The following is a 15777-nucleotide window of genomic DNA, read 5'->3' on the forward strand; positions in this document are numbered from 1 at the left end:
GCAGGTCAGCGACCGCGCCCGGTACAGTGGACGGGTGCGCAGACCCTCCATTCCGCTGCCGGGACAACCCGGCGTGAAGGTCGATGCGCGTAGCGAGCGGTGGCGTGAGCACCGGAAGAAGGTGCGCGCCGAGATCGTCGAGGCCGCGTTCCGCGCCATCGACCGGCTCGGTCCCAACGTCAGCGTGCGTGAGATCGCCGAAGAGGCCGGCACCGCGAAACCGAAGATCTACCGGCATTTCACCGACAAGTCGGACATGTTCGCCCAGATCGGCGAGCGCATGCGCGACATGTTGTATTCGGCCGTCATCCCGTCGATCAACATCGAATCCGACTCGGCGCGTCAGGTGATCGGCCGCGCCGTGGCGCATTACGTCGAGTTGGTAGACCAGCATCCGAACGTGGTGCGATTCCTGTTGCAGGGTCGGTTCGCCGACCAGTCGGCGGCGGCCATGTCCACCGTCAACCGCGGGCGTGACATCACCTTGGCCATCGCCGAGATGGTCAGCGGTGAGCTCAAGGACATGAACTTGCAACCCGAGGTCTTCGAACTCGCCGCGTTCGCGTTGTTCGGTACCGCGGCCTCGGCCACCGACTGGTGGCTCGGCGGCAACGAGGACGGCACCCGCCGGATGCCGGCCGACGATTTCGTCGCGCACATGACCACCATCATGATGGGCGCCGTGAACGGCACCGCCGAACTGATGGGTGTCGAGATCGACCCTGACCAGCCCGTACACAACGCGGTGCGACGTCAGCAGGCGCCCGATCACGCCGTCGGTTAGATCCGCGCAACCGACACGAAATCGCCGCGAGATTGCCGTTATCGTCGCCGGCTCTCGAACTTCCGCAAGATAACCGCAATCTCGCGGAGCTCGACCTGGGCGTGGAGCGCGACACGCCAGAACACAACATCTCGTGGAGCGCGGTGATTATTTCCACCAGTTGTAGTGTTGGAGTTGCTGCGGGACAACTCCCTGCAGTGTCACAAGAAGCCAGGTGAATTGGGGTCCAAGGTGTCCGATGGAATGAAGCTGATCGACCGCGTCTCGGCCATCAACTGGAACCGTCTGCAAGACGACAAGGACGCCGAGGTGTGGGAGCGGCTGACCGGCAACTTCTGGCTTCCCGAGAAGGTGCCGGTGTCCAACGACATCCCGTCCTGGGGCACCCTGAACGAGCACGAAAAGCAGCTCACCATGCGGGTGTTCACCGGTCTGACGCTGCTGGACACCATCCAGGGCACCGTCGGGGCGGTGAGCCTCATCCCGGACGCGCTCACCCCGCACGAGGAAGCCGTCTACACCAACATCGCCTTCATGGAGTCGGTGCACGCCAAGAGCTACAGCAACATCTTCTCCACGCTGTGCTCGACGGCCGAGATCGACGAGGCGTTCCGCTGGTCGGAGGAGAACCCGAACCTGCAGCGCAAGGCGCAGATCGTGATGGACTTCTACAAGGGTGACGACCCGCTCAAGCGCAAGGTGGCCTCCACCCTGCTGGAGAGCTTCCTGTTCTACTCGGGCTTCTACCTGCCGATGTACTGGTCCAGCCGCGCCAAGCTGACCAACACCGCCGACATGATCCGGCTGATCATCCGCGACGAGGCCGTGCACGGGTACTACATCGGCTACAAGTATCAGCGCGGCCTGGCGCTCGTCGACGACGCCAAGCGCACCGAGCTCAAGGACTACACCTACGAGCTGCTCTTCGAGCTCTACGACAACGAGGTCGAGTACACCCAGGACCTCTATGACGGCGTCGGCCTCACCGAGGACGTCAAGAAGTTCCTGCGCTACAACGCCAACAAGGCGCTGATGAACCTGGGCTACGAGGCGCTGTTCCCCAAGGACGAGACCGACGTCAACCCCGCGATCCTGTCCGCGCTGAGCCCCAACGCCGACGAGAACCATGACTTCTTCTCCGGCTCGGGGTCGAGCTACGTGATCGGCAAGGCCGTCGTCACCGAGGATGAGGACTGGGACTTCTAGTCGACCCGGGCGGTCATAACATCGCGGTCAAGAAATAGCCGGCTCCGTTTGCCGGTTCTTCCAGGTGGGCATTCTCACGAAGTTCACGGGTTTCGTTGAGGTCCCTCATCGGTTCGCAGCCCAATGTGGACGATGACGGTTTGAATGCCGGCTCAAGGAGGACATCATGGCCGCGACATCGATCAGCGATAGCAATGTCGTCGAGCTCACCCCGCGTCGCGCCCAGCGCAACCTGCGCGCCCTGCGCGAGGCGCAGCGTCGCCACCCGTCCTACCTGGGACAGCTGGCACGCGAAACGGCCGCGCCGGTGCCGTGCCGGGTGCTGCCGTTCAGCCGCTGACCGCCGGGATGGTCGCGGTGACGGTGGTGCCCTCACCCGGCGCGCTGCTCACCCCGAATTGGCCCGACAGCGCCTCCACGCGGTCGCGTAACCCCACCAGGCCCGAGCCACCGCCGGCGACCGCGCCGCCGACCCCGTCGTCGGACACCGACAACTTCAGAACATCTCCGTCGACGGCGGCACACACCGTCACCACGTCGGCATCGGCGTACTTGGCGGCATTGGTCAGCGCCTCCGCCACCACGTAGTAGGCGGCGACCTCCACCGATTCGGGTAGCCGCCCGTCGACCCGGATGTCCAACTCCACCGGTACGGGGGAGCGGCGGGCCAGCGCCCGCAGCGCCGGCCGCAGCCCGCCGCGGGACAGCACCGCCGGGTGCATCCCCCGAGACAGCTCTTGCAGGTCGGTGTGCAACTCCGCGAGCCCGTCGACCACCCGCGACAACTCCGTCCGCAGCGGCTCGTCGGCCGAGGCCTCCACGGCGCGCAACTCCAGACTCAGCGACACGATCCGCTGCTGTGCCCCGTCATGCAGATCCCGCTCGAATCCGCGACGCGCCTCATCGCTGGCGGCGACCAACCGCGCGCGCGAAGCGGTCAGCGCCGCCCGGGTCTCGACATTGGCGATCGCGGTGGACACCAGATCCGCAAAATCCCCGATATGGTCCTCGCACTGCGGTGAGATGGCCTCGGCGGCACGCGATCCGACGATCAACGCACCCCTAACCGCGCCGTCCACGATCAACGGCGCCCCCGCACCCGAGCGCACCCGAAGATCGCGCAGACGCTCGGCGATCGGCCCCTCGGCGTCGGCGTAGTCGTCGATACGGGCCGGCGCCCCGGCGGCCCGGATCCGGGCGCTGAGATTGTCGCCCGTCAACGAGAAACGTTCACCCACCGCGATTCCCGACACGTGCGCCAGATCGTAGGCCGCGACCACCACGCAGCTGTCATCGGAGTCGAAGCGCACCAGCGTCACATGATCCACATCCAGACTGTGTGCCAGTTCGCGGACCGCCACCGCATACACCTCGGCGAGCTCGGCCGAACGGGCCACCAGAGTGGCGACCCGGCGCAGCGCGGCCTGCTGGCCGGCCAACTGATCGGCCTGTGACCGTCGCTGTTCGGCCTCCGCGGCCCGCAGTCGTGCCTGTCCGACGAGCACATTGGTCAGCAGCGCCAGCGTCAGGAAGACGGCCAAGGCCGGCGCGAGCGAGTCGCGGCCCTCCAGGTGCAGATAGACGTAGACCCCGGCGCTGGCCAGTGAGGTCGCCAAGGCCAACGGGAAGTCCCAACCGGCCGAGATCACCAGCACTCCCAGCAACAGCAGCGCACCGAAGGCGTTCTCGGGTGCGACCAGTCGCAGTGCCGACACCAGCCCGTACTCCAGGGCCAGGAAGCCGGCCGCGACGACGATGCCCACACCCAGTGGCCGCGCTGTGGGGCGCACCATCTGAGCCAGCGCCCGATTCGGCAGAGTTCGCCAGTTCACGCGGATGATCGTATGAGGTCGGCAAACCCAGCGGAGGTGACGGAGGCGAAGATTCCCGTTAACGGGAATGTCATCGCCCGCGCGGCCTGACATGGTGGAGTCATGTGTACCGCACGCTGCCTGATCGTCGACGACAGCGCCGCGTTCCGTGCTGCCGCGCGCAGCATGCTGGAGCGCGGTGGTTTCGAAGTCGTCGGCACCGCAGCCGATGCGGAAGAAGCGCTGCGGCTGTCGGCGCAACTGCAGCCCGATATCGCCCTGGTGGACGTCGACCTGGGCGCCGACAGCGGGTTCGACGTGGCCGACCAGCTGACCGGGGTGGCGGTGATCCTCACCTCCACCCATGACGAGCAGGACTTCGCCGACCTGATCGTGGCGAGCCCGGCCCTGGGATTCCTGCCGAAGCTGACGTTGTCCCCGGACCGGATCCGGGATCTGCTGAACGGCTAGCGCGATTCGAGATACATGATGACCGCGCGTACGCGACGGTGGTCGTCGCCGGTCTCCGGCAGGTCCAGTTTGGTCAGGATGCTGCGCACGTGTTTCTCGACGGTGCCCTCGGTCACCCACAGCCGGCGTCCGATGCCGGCATTGGACAGCCCCTCGGCCATCAGGGTCAGCACCTCACGTTCGCGGGCGCTCAACGCTGCCAACGGGTCATCGCGGCGCCGTGCCGACACCAGCTCGGCAACCAGTGCCGGATCGACCACCGAGGCACCGTGGGCGATGCGGCGCAACGTGTCGACGAAGTCGGAGACATCGGTCACCCGGCTCTTGAGCAGATAACCGATGCTGCGGCCACCGGCGAGCAGTTCCATGGCGTGATCGACGTCGACGTGCGCCGACAGCACCAGGATGGCGGTGTCGGGGGAGCGCTCCCGGATCGCGCGGGCGGCGTCCAGTCCCTCGGCGTTGTGGTCGGGCGGCATCCGGATGTCGACCAGTACGAGTTGCGGATCGTGATCCTCGACGAGGCGTAACAATTCGGAGGCATCACCGGCCTGCCCGGCGACATCGAAACCCTCCCGCTGCAGCAGGCTGGCCAGCCCCTCGCGCAGCAGCACATCGTCGTCGGCGATGACCACTCGCAGATCGCTCATGCCGTCCTTCCGCCGCCGAACACTTCGGCGCGGCGACATTGTCGCACCCGGTATCGCTCGACGGCAGTCCGCGGAGCCGATTTGGGGGTTAACCGGTAACCCGGTGTGCGTGATCCCCTCCTCGCGATTGGCCGCCAGCAGCGACGACATCGACACCGCCGACGACGAAGCTGAGCACACCGAGACACCAGAGGAGGACATGCCATGACCACCGCACCGCCGCGCAGCGCACACCGGATCTCCCTGCTCGACAGCGAGGACGCCGAGTTCAGTGAGTTCGGTTCAATACAGCGGGTGACGGCCGACAACTTCGGAATCCTGCGCCGGCTGTCCATCAAGCGCCTGGTGCTCAATCCGGGTGCCATGCGTACCCCGCACTGGCACGCCAATGCCAACGAGCTGACCTACTGCGTGGCGGGCACGGCGCTGGTGTCGGTCCTGGACAACGGCAGCCGGTTCTCCAGCTTCGTCGTGACGGCCGGGCAGATGTTCCACATCGACTCGGGCGCACTGCATCACATCGAGAACATCGGGGAGCAGCCGGCCGAGTTCATCATCGCTTTCCGTCACGAGCGTCCCGAGGACTTCGGATTCGGAGCCACCATGGGCGCTTTCACCGATGCAGTGCTGGGCAACACCTACGATCTGCCGGCCGCGGATCTGTCCACCATCCGGCGCGGCACCGAAGACCGCAAACTCGCCGGGCGCGCCGGTGATCCCGACATCCCGCCGAGCGCGTACTTCAAGGACCCGCATCGGTTCGATATCGAGGGACAACCGGCCGGGCTGACCTACGCCTATGGCAACGCGCGCTTCGCCCGCGACCAGTTCTGGCCGGCGCTGAAGGACATCTCGATGTACTCGCTGCGCATCGCCGAGGACGGTATGCGCGAGCCGCACTGGCATCCGGTCACCGCCGAGATGGGCTATGTGCAGCACGGCGACGCTCGCATGACGATCATGAATCCCGATGGCACGCTGGACACCTGGAATCTGACCGCCGGTGATCTGTACTTCATCCCGCGGGCCTACCCACATCACATCGAGAACACCGGCAGCGATCCGTGGCACTTCCTGATCTTCTTCGACCAGCCGTTTCCTGCCGATATCGGCTACCGGGCATCGGTGAGCGCTTATTCACGCAACGTGCTGGCCGCTGCCTTCGACACACACCTCGATGCTCTACCGGACTTCCCGTTGACCACGAGCGACCCGCTGATCGTGCCACGACGCAACCCGATCGACGCGTGAGTGCACAGATCGGGCTGCCCGTCGACCGTGTCGAAGCCCGCGAAAAAGTCACCGGCGCAGCACGTTACACGGCAGACGTCGCGGTGTCTGGCCTCGCGTACGCGGTGCTGGTGCAAAGCGATATCGCCCACGGTGCCGTCACCGCCGAGTCGATGGCGGCCGCCGCCGCCCGCGCTGCGGCGGCACCCGGTGTGCTGCACGTGCTCAACCCGCTGAACTGCCCGACACTGCACGTCCTTCCGGTCGACCTGACCTGGGACCTGCCCATGGAACGGCGCCCACCGCTGTCGGACCTGACGGTGCAGCATGTCGGCCAGCACCTGGCGGTGGTGGTGGCCGGGAGCCTCGAAGAAGCCACCGCGGCCGCCGCGCTCATGAGATTCGAGTACACCGAAGCACCGGCCCAGCTGAGTGCCGAACAAGTGATGTCCGAGCCGGTGTCGCCCGATGCGAAGGACGGTCAGATCCGGCATGGCTGGTACCGCCCGGACCACTTCGTCAAACTCGCCGACGAGCGGTTACAGGACCGCAGGGGAGCCGATGACGAGCCGGCGGGAATCAAGGTCGCGAGCCGGTTCACGACGCCGGTCAATGCGCACTATCCGATCGAACTGGCCGCGACCATTGCGCACTGGGACGATGATGCGCTCACCGTGCACGACAGCACACGCTGGATCACCGGCGAACGCCGAACGCTGGCCGCTTATCTCGGCATCCCCGAGGACCGGGTGCACATCCTGTCACCATTGGTCGGCGGGGCCTTCGGCTCGAAGAACTTCCTGTGGATGCACGTGGTCCTGTGCGCGGTTGCCGCCAAGGTGGTGGACCGTCCGGTAAAGCTGGTGCTGACCCGCAACCAGATGTTCACCTCGACCGGGCACCGTCCCCGCACGGTGCAGCAGGTCTCCCTGGTCGCCGGGCGCGACGGTGCGCTGCTGAGCACCGAACAGCACACCGTCACCGAAACCTCCACCGTGGCGCACTTCTGTGAGCCGGTCGGTCTGTCGGCGCGGTTCCTGTACCGATCACCGCGGATGGCGGTATCGCACACCGTCGCGCGAATCAACGGCCCCACACCGTGTTTCATGCGCGGACCGGGTGAGGCGCCGGGCCTGTTCGCGCTGGAGGTGGCGATGGACGAGTTGGCCTATGCCACCGGAACCGACCCGGTGGCGCTGCGGATCGCCAATGATCCCGAGGTCGACCAGCCCAGCGGCCGGCCCTGGTCGGGCAAGCACCTGCTCGACTGTTATCACCTGGGCGCGCAGCGATTCGGCTGGGCACAACGCCTCGGTGAACCACGCGCCATGCGCCGCAACGGTATCCAGGTCGGTTGGGGAATGGCCACCGCCAGCTACCCGGGCCGCCGGATGCCCGCCGGATGCGGGGTCACCACCACCGCCGACGGCCATGTCCGGTTCGCCGCCGCCACCCATGAGATCGGTACCGGGGTGCGGACCGTGATGGCGCAGATCGCCGCCGACGGCACCGGCCTACCGCCGGACGCGGTCAGCTTCGACTCCGGTGACTCGTTGTTCCCCGACGCGCCCTACAGTGGTGCCTCGCAGACCACCGCGACGGTGGGCTCCGCGGTGCATATGGCGGCCGAGCAGTGGAGGCAGCGGCTCGGCCGGACAGTCCGATCCGCGGCCGAACTACGCGACTTGCTGAGCGACACCCCGGGCCTGACGGAAGCATTGTCTTTCACCGTCACCGCCGACGGGGCGCAGGAGACCGGTTCGACCTCGCAATCCTTCGGTGCGCACTTCTGCGAGGTCGAGGTCGACGAGGAGATCGGCCGGGCCACCGTCACGCGATGGACCGCGGTCATGGACTGCGGGCGGGTGCTCAACCCGAAGCTGGCGACCAACCAGATCATGGGCGGGATCACCTTCGGGCTCGGTATGGCGTTGCTGGAGCAGGTGCCCTACGACCCGCGCACCGCTCAACTGATCGGCGAGTACTACCTTCCCACTCACGCCGATGTCCCGGATTTCGACATCAGCTTCGTCGACACCCCGGATTACGGCCTGAATTCGGTCGGCGTCCGCGGTATCGGCGAGATCGGAACCTGCGGGGTACCCGCCGCGATCACCAACGCCATCTTCCACGCCACCGGAAAGCGGCTGCGCGATCTGCCGATCACGGTGGAGTCACTGTTGAGGAGCACACCATGACGCCACTGCAATTGACGGTCAACGGATCACCGACGAAGTTGCACGTCGATGTCCGGTCCACCCTACTGGACCTGCTGCGCGAACGGCTGGGACTGACGGGCACCAAAAAGGGCTGTGATCACGGCCTGTGCGGTGCGTGCACGGTCACGGTGGACGGTGAGCGGGTGTTGAGCTGTCTGACATTGGCCGTGTCGATCGACGGCGCCGAGGTCGGCACCATCGAGGGTGGTGACGAGCTCGACGCCGTGCAAGAGGCTTTCGTGGCGCATGACGGATTCCAGTGCGGGTACTGCACGCCGGGGCAGATCACCTCGGCGCGCGCGCTGCTGCGCGAACACCGCCGCGGCGACCTGTCCGCGGCGTCCTTCGAAGAGTGTCGCACCGCGGTCGCGTCGGGGCCGCAAGACTTGTCGGACAACGAGATCCGGGAGCGGATGGCCGGCAACATCTGCCGCTGCGGGGCCTACGCCAACATGCTGGCCGCGATCAGACAGTGTGCATCGTGAAGACGTTTGCCTTTCGGCACGCCACGACGGTCGATGATGCGGTGCGGCAGGCGCAGACCGGTGCCCGGTACTACGCCGGAGGCACCAACCTGCTGGATCTGATGAAACTGGGCGTCGAGACACCCGATGCGCTCGTCGACATCGGGCGTCTGGATCTGCGCGCCGTGACCGCCACAGCCGACGGCGGTGTGTTGATCGGTGCGAACGCCACCAACAGCGCGGTCGCCAACGACCGGCTGATCCGGCGGCAGTATCCGATGCTGTCCCAGGCCACCCTGTCCGGGGCCACAACGCAGATCCGCAACATGGCCACCGTCGGCGGGAATCTCATGCAACGCACCCGCTGTCCGTACTTCATGGATCCGGCGTTCGGTCAGTGCAACAAGCGTGCACCGGGCAGCGGGTGCGCCGCGCAGGGCGGCTTCAATCGCGAACATGCGTTGTTCGGTGCCGACACGTCATGCGTGGCGGTGCATCCCTCGGACATGGCCGTCGCGCTGGCCGCCCTCGACGCCCGCGTGCACACCATCGGTCCGGACGGGCCGCGCCGCATCGACATCGCCGACTTCTTCGTGCTGCCGGGGCGCCACCCCGAGCGCGACAACGTGATGCGCCACGGCGAGCTGATCACCGGTGTCGAACTGCCGACGTCGCCGCTCGCCCGGAACAGCTGGTATCTGAAAGTCCGTGATCGGCACAGTTATGCGTTCGCGTTGGTGTCGGTGGCGGCAGGGATCGGCATTGTCGACGGCCGGATCAGCGCGGCGGCGGTGGCACTGGGCGGGGTGGCAGCCAAACCGTGGCGGGTGGCCGCGGCCGAGGCCGCACTGATCGGATCCCCGGCCTCCGAGACCGCATTCGGTGCCGCGGCCGACGAACTCCTTGTCGGCGCGGAGCCGCTGGCGCAGAACGGATTCAAGATCGCGCTGGCCCGCAACAGCATTGTGCGTGCGTTGCGTCGCGCCGCCGATACACTCGGTTGATGACCGTCTCGTCGATGGTGAACTCGGTGGTGAAGTGGCTGCGCGCGGGCTATCCGGACGGCGTCCCCGGACCCGACCGGGTACCGCTGCTCGCGCTGCTGCGGGCCACGCCGCTGAGCGAGGACGAACTGCGCGAGGTGGTCCGCAATATCGCGGAGGCCTCGGCGCCGGCCGATATCGATGATCCGATCACCCGCGATGACATCGAGACGTTCATCGCCGAGTACACCCGTCACGACCCGGGGCCGGAGAACACCGCCAGGGTGGCGGCGCGACTGGCCGCCGCCGGGTGGCCGCTGGCGGATCTGCGCTAGTTCGGGGCCCGGCAAGGGCAGGCTTCCGGCGGTTGAGGACCCCGAAGTGTCACCGATGTCCTGATACACAATTTCCCCACCAATTCCCGTCTCGGAAATCTGTTGCATGGCGATCAGATTCGGCGTAGACTCGAACATAAGTTCGAAGCGAAGTGGCTCCCACTCTCCAGGTGAGCCCGTGTCGGCGGCTACCGGTCGCCGAAAAGGTTCGACGACCCTGACGAGGGTTTGGTCGAGCCGTGGTGCCCCTTATGGGGCGAGTGTGTGTGTTTGGCCTTGTCCGAAAGGTTGGGTCCCGTTATGGACGCCACCCATTTCAGTTCTTTCATCGATGTGCTGATCGACGATCTCGCACCGTCTGCTCCACCCGATGATGACGTCGGGCGGACGTTGTTTCATCTGCTGGACTGTCCGCGGAAGGTGATCGACGAGGCGGCGCTGTTGGCGGTGCTGGCGGCGGCGGTGACGGCCCGCAATCTGTTCGATCATGTGATCGCTTCTGCGGTGGCGGCGGCGGAGCGTTTGGGGGTGCCGGCGCGCAAACGTCTGCGCAGCGGGGCTGATCTGCTCACAGCGCTGGGGATGTCTCCGGGTGCCGCGCAGCGCGCGGCACGGGTGGGACGCGCGGCGCCCGGTCTGCCGGCGTTGACGCGGTCCCAACGTTTGGGTGGGTTGGGCATCGAGTTCGTCGACGCGGTCGGTAAAGGCGTGGCCCATATCGAGCGCCGCGTCGAGCTGTCCGAGGAAGACCGCGCGGCGGTGGTGACCAAGTTGATGATCCAGACCACCCCGGGTCAGGTGGACGCCAAGGCCCGGGCGATCGCCATCGACAAGACCGCGGCACAACCGGTGGGGGAAAGACCGGTGCCGGTGGCCGAGGACACCGGCCTCAACGAGATGACCCTGATTCAGAACAGCGAGGGCCGATTCGAGGCCACGTTGGATCTGGATGTGGGTACCGGGGAAGAGCTGTGCGCCGCCCTGGATCCGTTGTGTAGGCCCGTCCCTTTGCCGGACGGCTCCCCGGACCCTCGCCCCATCAACACACGTCGCGGCGACGCGATCGGGCAGATCTTGCGCACATACTTGTCGCAGTCGACACGACCGATGTCCGGCGGGGTGCTGCCGCACGTCACCCTGATCCGGCCGAACGCCGCAGCGGCCGGTGACGAAGAAGTCGACAGCCTGGGTTTCGGTGGCCCGATCAGCACCGCCACCGCCGATCTGATCGCCTGTGACTCCACGCTGACCTCGGTGATCGTCGACCATACCGGGGTCCCACTCGATCTAGGGCGCAGCGAGCGGCTGTTCACTCCTGCGATCCGTAAAGCGTTGGGGATACGCGACAAGGGCTGTGCGCATCCGGGGTGTGGCCGGCCGGTGTCATGGTGCGACGCCCACCACATCCGACCCTGGGGTGCCGGCGGCGAAACAAGCCTGGACAACGGTGTGCTGCTCTGCCGACTACACCACACCCAGATCCACCACGGTGGCTGGCAGGTCTACCTCGGCCCCGATCGCCACCCCTGGTTCATCCCACCACACGACCCAACCGGACCCGAACCACCACACCTGCGGTCGCACGCCCGACGCACCATGACCGACCTACCGGCCGCCGCATAACCCAAAGATTCAGCGCACCTTGAAAACTGAACAGTGAGCCGGCTGCGCGGTGTCTCGCAACGGAGCCGCCCGCACCTAAACGCGAGGTTCCCAGGGGTGCTCGTTGGCCTCAAGGCGCTGCCGTTCCTCGGTCTGCTCCTCGGCCCAGAAGTCCTCGAACTTCTTGCCGGGATGCACATTCGGGACGCGATTGAGGATGTTGCTCAGCCATTCGGGTGGTCGTGCGGGTTTCCACTGCGGCAACGCGGAACTCAGCTGCGCCATGGTCCTCAGAACAACGAACACGCCGAAGAAGGCGTCCGGCGTATCGGTGATCGCAATGGCGAGGAAACCGATCAACAGCGTCATGTGCACAACCATGACGCGGCCGAGAACCTGGCTGCCGATCTCCTCCAAACGGCGGAACGGCCAGTTGCGCAGTTGGGTGAGATCCACCAGGAAGTCGACCGTCATGAACGCGAATACGCTCAGGGTTCCGAAACCGACACTGCGCCAGTCGACCTGAACCAGGTGTCCGACGCCGTTGTGGTTCAGCAGGAGGAGCACCACCCCGAGGAAGATTCCGTGCACCGCGCAGAAGCTCAGGCAGATGACCGCGAAGCTGGACATGTACGTCGAGAGCGATTTACCGCTGCGCCGTCGCCCGTTGACCGTGTAGCGGTATCGGCCACCGTCCTTGCCGGCAGCGTTGTAGTCATAGTGCCCGCGCTTGGGCGACCAGCGTTGATGCAGCGCAATGCGCGCCAGGATGAACAGCGACGCCGTCAGCGTCTCGAACCAGTACACCGCAAGCGTGGTGGCACCGGACCAGTCCTGGGTAAACCACCCCCATACGGGTACCGCGATCACGCCCAGTAGCGAGATCAGGTGCACAACGCGAGTCACGACGACGATCGTCGCACGCAGATTCGGCTGCGGGCAGTACTCGGTCTACCGCGGCGCGGCAGTTTCGGCAATTTATCTACGCACGTGTCAAAACGCGCTAACTTGACGGTTGTCAACGATCGATTCCTGGAGGCAGCGTGTCGCACATTTCGGCGTGGATGGGTGCGGGTGTGGTCGCCGCGGGGGTTTCCGCCGCAATGGTCGTCGGGGCTGATGTGGCGAGCGCCGACACCGGTTCAGACGCCTCGGCCGGGTCTGCGACGAGCTCCTCCGGCCGTGATCAGACGCGTCCCAGTCGGTCTGAGAGAGCGTCCGAGAAGGACGCTTCCGAGAGCACGTCGGATGCCGACACCGACACCGACTCCGAGGCCGACGGCGATGACGGTTCCAATGGCCAGTCCGACGGCGATGACAGCGATGCCGATGGCGCCGACGACACAGAAGTCGCCGACGACACGGGAGACAGCGAAGTCGCCGACGACGCCGATGACACCGAAGTTGCCGAGGACGGCGAGGGTCGCGAGGAGGGTGCAAAGCCGGGAGGCGAGAAGAACGCCGACGACGCGGAGTCCTCGGACAGAGGCGACTCACTGGAGTCGGACGTCATCGACCCCCAGCCGAAGGAACCTCTCACCTCCGAAGCCGTAACGGACGAGCCGCAGATCACCGACGAACCCGCCGTCGTCGAGTCCGACAGCTACGAAAACGACACCGCGACCGAGGTGCAGACCCCGAACGTGATGTCGGCGGTGGCGGCACCGATGGCGGCGGCAGTCGCGAAGGCGACAGTCACCGCAGCGGCCGCGTCGCCACAGCGGTCGCTGCAGGACATCATCGCGTCGTTCATCTTCGACTTCGTGGGGGTGGCCGTCACCTTCATCGCCGGGCCGCCGGTCGTACCGCGCGGCAGCACGGTGACGGTGAAGACGTCGACGCTGAAGATCGACGACAAGCACACCGTGCCCGCCCACTGGTATTACCCCGACGGCGACGAGCCGCCGCAGCGGATCATCTACCTGCAGCATGGATTCCTCGGTGTCGGCGCCATGTACAGCTACACGGCCGCCAATCTGGCCGAAAGCACCAACAGCATTGTCGTGGTGCCGACGCTGACCTCCAACCGGAACGTCCACGACGGGTTCTGGCTGGGCAGCGATCAGGCGCTGCGCGCCACCGCCGCGTTGTTCCTCGGCGAACGAGAGGCGTTGACGGCCAGTGCAATTGCGGCCGGCTATGCCCAGAGATACGGTGCCGGCGTCGCGCTGCCGGACCGTTTCGCCTTGGTCGGGCACTCGCTCGGCGGCAATCTGGTGGCCGGCGCGGCGGGGTACTACGCCGAGGCGATCGCAGCCGCAGGCGAGGCCAACCAACTGGCCGGGGTGGTGCTGCTCGATGCCGCGCCGCAGGGCAGCGTGCTGACCGATGCGCTGGTCAAACTGGATGGGATCGGCACGTACATCCCGGTGCTCGAACTCGGTGCGCCCAAAGAGTCCCGCCGGGTCGATGCGGCCCTGAACGAACACCGGCCGGGCAAGTTCAACGGCATCGTGCTGGAAAAGGGTAAGCACCTCGATTCCATGGACGGCGGTACTTGGCTGATCCAGTTCATCTCGAACCTCTACCAGGGCTTCCCGACGGCGCAGAATCAGGCGGCCGCCCAGATCCTCATGGGCGGCTGGGTGAGTGACATCCTGGAGGGTCGGATCGACCCGCTCACCGGAAGATGTGACGGTGACGAGTGCGCCGGCATCTACGGCGATCCGGGTCAGACCTTCGATCTCCAGTCCCCGGCCGGAGCGACACGCGGGACCGTGATCGGAGTTCCCGTGCCCGTGCGATCCGCCGAGTTCCAGCCGCGGCCGGTGACGGCCATGGTGGCGCCGCGGTGGCCGGCGGGCCGGAGTCTGATGTTGCACACCTGATCCCGGCCCGCCGAGTCACCGACGGTGGCGGCTAGATCGTCGAGGTGTCGATGACGAAGCGGTAGCGCACGTCGCTGGAGACCACGCGGTCCCACGCCTCGTTGACATAGGAGGCCTCGATGACCTCGATCTCCGGGGTGACGTCATGCTCGGCGCAGAAGTCGAGCATCTCCTGGGTCTCCGCGATGCCGCCGATCATCGAACCGGAGATGCTGCGCCGGCCGCCGGCCAGCGGGAAGAACGGAACCTCCAGCGGGTGCTCCGGGGCGCCCAGTTCGACGAGGGTGCCGTCGATCTTGAGCAGGCCCAGGTACTGACCCAGATCGAGATTGGCCGAGACGGTGTTCAGGATCAGGTCGAACTTGCCGCTGAGCTTGGCGAAGGTCTCCGGGTCGCTGGTGGCGTAGTACTCGTCGGCACCGAGGCGCAGACCGTCCTCCATCTTCTTCAGCGACTGGCTCAGCACCGTCACCTCCGCACCCATCGCGTGCGCGAGCTTGACGCCCATGTGGCCCAGTCCGCCGAGACCGATGATCGCGACCTTCTTGCCGGGACCGGCATTCCAGTGCTTGAGCGGGGAGAACAGCGTGATACCCGCACAGAGCAGGGGAGCGGCCTTGTCCAGCGGGATGCTGTCGGGGATGCGCAGCACGAACTTCTCGTCGACGACGATCGCCTGGCTGTAGCCGCCCTGCGTGACGGTGCCGTCGCGGTCGGTGGCGCCGTACGTGCCGATCATGCCGGTGCCGGTGCAGTACTGCTCGAGCCCGGCCGCGCAGTTCTCGCAGTCCTGGCAGGAGTTCACCATGCAGCCCACGCCGACGTGGTCGCCGACCTTGTACTTGGTGACCTCGGAGCCGACCTCGGTCACCACACCGGCGATCTCGTGGCCGACGACCAGCGGATAGGCCTGGCCGCCCCACTCGCCGCGGGCGGTATGGATATCGCTGTGACAGATGCCGGCGAACTTGATGTCGAAGGCCACATCGTGGGGGCCGACCTCACGACGCTCGATGGTGGTCTTGGTCAGCGGTGCGGTCGCCGACGGGGCGGCATAGGCGGAAACGGTGGTGGTCATCGATTGATCCTCTTTACCTGCGTCTTTGTATGAACACGTGCGAATTCATGCATCTTCACCGTAGTGAAACGGGCGCAGCAGTGCGCCCCGTGAACACACAACGACGGAGGCCGCGG

At 66.3% G+C, this 15777-nt stretch carries 15 protein-coding genes; 11 read left to right on the top strand and 4 right to left on the bottom strand.

Going from position 1 to position 15777, the window contains the following annotated elements; all coding sequences use genetic code 11:
• The first annotated feature begins 34 nt into the window (after positions 1 to 34).
• The 3 genes from ACWDUN_RS01685 to ACWDUN_RS01695 all read left to right on the top strand — a co-directional run bounded on the left by ACWDUN_RS01685 (position 35) and on the right by ACWDUN_RS01695 (position 2330).
• The gene (locus ACWDUN_RS01685) at positions 35 to 784 is read left to right on the top strand and encodes a TetR/AcrR family transcriptional regulator (RefSeq protein WP_449923714.1); all 750 of its coding nucleotides are present in this window, start codon (positions 35 to 37) and stop codon (positions 782 to 784) included.
• 243 nt (positions 785 to 1027) lie between these two features.
• Positions 1028 to 1990 carry a class 1b ribonucleoside-diphosphate reductase subunit beta gene (gene nrdF / locus ACWDUN_RS01690; RefSeq protein ID WP_449923717.1) on the top strand — a complete coding sequence of 321 codons (963 nt, stop codon included), beginning with the start codon at positions 1028 to 1030 and terminating at the stop codon, positions 1988 to 1990.
• Positions 1991 to 2156: 166 nt separating this feature from the next.
• Positions 2157 to 2330 carry a hypothetical protein gene (locus ACWDUN_RS01695; RefSeq protein ID WP_449923720.1) on the top strand — a complete coding sequence of 58 codons (174 nt, stop codon included), beginning with the start codon at positions 2157 to 2159 and terminating at the stop codon, positions 2328 to 2330.
• Here the strand turns inward: ACWDUN_RS01695 and ACWDUN_RS01700 are convergent.
• Positions 2320 to 3783, bottom strand: coding sequence for a GAF domain-containing sensor histidine kinase (locus tag ACWDUN_RS01700; protein ID WP_449926148.1), 1464 nt, complete (start codon positions 3781 to 3783; stop codon positions 2320 to 2322). The genes ACWDUN_RS01695 and ACWDUN_RS01700 overlap by 11 nt on opposite strands.
• Positions 3784 to 3924: 141 nt before the next feature.
• Between ACWDUN_RS01700 and ACWDUN_RS01705 the strand changes: the two genes are divergently transcribed.
• Complete coding sequence (locus tag ACWDUN_RS01705; protein ID WP_449923722.1) at positions 3925 to 4272, top strand: response regulator; 348 nt, start codon at positions 3925 to 3927, stop codon at positions 4270 to 4272.
• On the opposite strand, the gene ACWDUN_RS01710 is transcribed toward ACWDUN_RS01705, so the two are convergent.
• Positions 4269 to 4922, bottom strand: a complete 654-nt coding sequence (locus tag ACWDUN_RS01710; RefSeq protein ID WP_449923724.1) for a response regulator — start codon at positions 4920 to 4922, stop codon at positions 4269 to 4271. The genes ACWDUN_RS01705 and ACWDUN_RS01710 overlap by 4 nt on opposite strands.
• Positions 4923 to 5126: 204 nt before the next feature.
• Between ACWDUN_RS01710 and ACWDUN_RS01715 the strand changes: the two genes are divergently transcribed.
• The 6 genes from ACWDUN_RS01715 to ACWDUN_RS01740 all read left to right on the top strand — a co-directional run bounded on the left by ACWDUN_RS01715 (position 5127) and on the right by ACWDUN_RS01740 (position 11776).
• Positions 5127 to 6173 (top strand): cupin domain-containing protein, encoded by a 1047-nt coding sequence (locus ACWDUN_RS01715; protein WP_449923727.1) that lies wholly within the window; start codon positions 5127 to 5129, stop codon positions 6171 to 6173.
• On the top strand, positions 6170 to 8350 hold the full coding sequence (locus ACWDUN_RS01720) for a xanthine dehydrogenase family protein molybdopterin-binding subunit (RefSeq protein ID WP_449923730.1): 2181 nt from the start codon (positions 6170 to 6172) through the stop codon (positions 8348 to 8350). The genes ACWDUN_RS01715 and ACWDUN_RS01720 overlap by 4 nt, the downstream gene beginning before the upstream one ends.
• Positions 8347 to 8856, top strand: coding sequence for a (2Fe-2S)-binding protein (locus tag ACWDUN_RS01725; RefSeq protein WP_449923733.1), 510 nt, complete (start codon positions 8347 to 8349; stop codon positions 8854 to 8856). Before ACWDUN_RS01720 ends, ACWDUN_RS01725 begins: the two co-directional genes overlap by 4 nt.
• The gene (locus ACWDUN_RS01730; protein WP_449923736.1) at positions 8853 to 9839 is read left to right on the top strand and encodes an FAD binding domain-containing protein; all 987 of its coding nucleotides are present in this window, start codon (positions 8853 to 8855) and stop codon (positions 9837 to 9839) included. Before ACWDUN_RS01725 ends, ACWDUN_RS01730 begins: the two co-directional genes overlap by 4 nt.
• The gene (locus ACWDUN_RS01735) at positions 9839 to 10153 is read left to right on the top strand and encodes a DUF3349 domain-containing protein (RefSeq protein WP_449923739.1); all 315 of its coding nucleotides are present in this window, start codon (positions 9839 to 9841) and stop codon (positions 10151 to 10153) included. The genes ACWDUN_RS01730 and ACWDUN_RS01735 overlap by 1 nt, the downstream gene beginning before the upstream one ends.
• Positions 10154 to 10453: 300 nt before the next feature.
• Positions 10454 to 11776, top strand: coding sequence for a DUF222 domain-containing protein (locus tag ACWDUN_RS01740; RefSeq protein WP_449923742.1), 1323 nt, complete (start codon positions 10454 to 10456; stop codon positions 11774 to 11776).
• 75 nt (positions 11777 to 11851) lie between these two features.
• Here the strand turns inward: ACWDUN_RS01740 and ACWDUN_RS01745 are convergent, their stop codons facing one another.
• Positions 11852 to 12661: a DUF6498-containing protein gene (locus tag ACWDUN_RS01745; protein WP_449923744.1), complete on the bottom strand. Its 810-nt coding sequence runs from the start codon at positions 12659 to 12661 to the stop codon at positions 11852 to 11854.
• A 137-nt stretch (positions 12662 to 12798) separates the two neighbouring features.
• Between ACWDUN_RS01745 and ACWDUN_RS01750 the strand changes: the two genes are divergently transcribed.
• Positions 12799 to 14583 (top strand): hypothetical protein, encoded by a 1785-nt coding sequence (locus tag ACWDUN_RS01750; RefSeq protein ID WP_449923746.1) that lies wholly within the window; start codon positions 12799 to 12801, stop codon positions 14581 to 14583.
• Between the two features lie 31 nt (positions 14584 to 14614).
• Here ACWDUN_RS01750 and ACWDUN_RS01755 read toward each other — a convergent pair whose 3' ends face one another.
• The gene (locus ACWDUN_RS01755; protein ID WP_449923749.1) at positions 14615 to 15661 is read right to left on the bottom strand and encodes an NAD(P)-dependent alcohol dehydrogenase; all 1047 of its coding nucleotides are present in this window, start codon (positions 15659 to 15661) and stop codon (positions 14615 to 14617) included.
• Positions 15662 to 15777 lie beyond the last annotated feature (116 nt).

The organism is Mycobacterium sp. NPDC003323 (assembly GCF_053589535.1).

Excerpts from the sequence above, each read along its gene's own strand:
- nrdF (WP_449923717.1), top strand. The coding sequence starts at position 1,028 with ATGAAGCTGATCGACCGCGTCTCGGCCATCAACTGGAACCGTCTGCAA.
- ACWDUN_RS01695 (WP_449923720.1), top strand. The coding sequence starts at position 2,157 with ATGGCCGCGACATCGATCAGCGATAGCAATGTCGTCGAGCTCACCCCG.
- ACWDUN_RS01700 (WP_449926148.1), bottom strand. The coding sequence starts at position 3,783 with ATGGTGCGCCCCACAGCGCGGCCACTGGGTGTGGGCATCGTCGTCGCG.
- ACWDUN_RS01705 (WP_449923722.1), top strand. The coding sequence starts at position 3,925 with ATGTGTACCGCACGCTGCCTGATCGTCGACGACAGCGCCGCGTTCCGT.
- ACWDUN_RS01710 (WP_449923724.1), bottom strand. The coding sequence starts at position 4,922 with ATGAGCGATCTGCGAGTGGTCATCGCCGACGACGATGTGCTGCTGCGC.
- ACWDUN_RS01715 (WP_449923727.1), top strand. The coding sequence starts at position 5,127 with ATGACCACCGCACCGCCGCGCAGCGCACACCGGATCTCCCTGCTCGAC.
- ACWDUN_RS01725 (WP_449923733.1), top strand. The coding sequence starts at position 8,347 with ATGACGCCACTGCAATTGACGGTCAACGGATCACCGACGAAGTTGCAC.
- ACWDUN_RS01735 (WP_449923739.1), top strand. The coding sequence starts at position 9,839 with ATGACCGTCTCGTCGATGGTGAACTCGGTGGTGAAGTGGCTGCGCGCG.
- ACWDUN_RS01740 (WP_449923742.1), top strand. The coding sequence starts at position 10,454 with ATGGACGCCACCCATTTCAGTTCTTTCATCGATGTGCTGATCGACGAT.
- ACWDUN_RS01755 (WP_449923749.1), bottom strand. The coding sequence starts at position 15,661 with ATGACCACCACCGTTTCCGCCTATGCCGCCCCGTCGGCGACCGCACCG.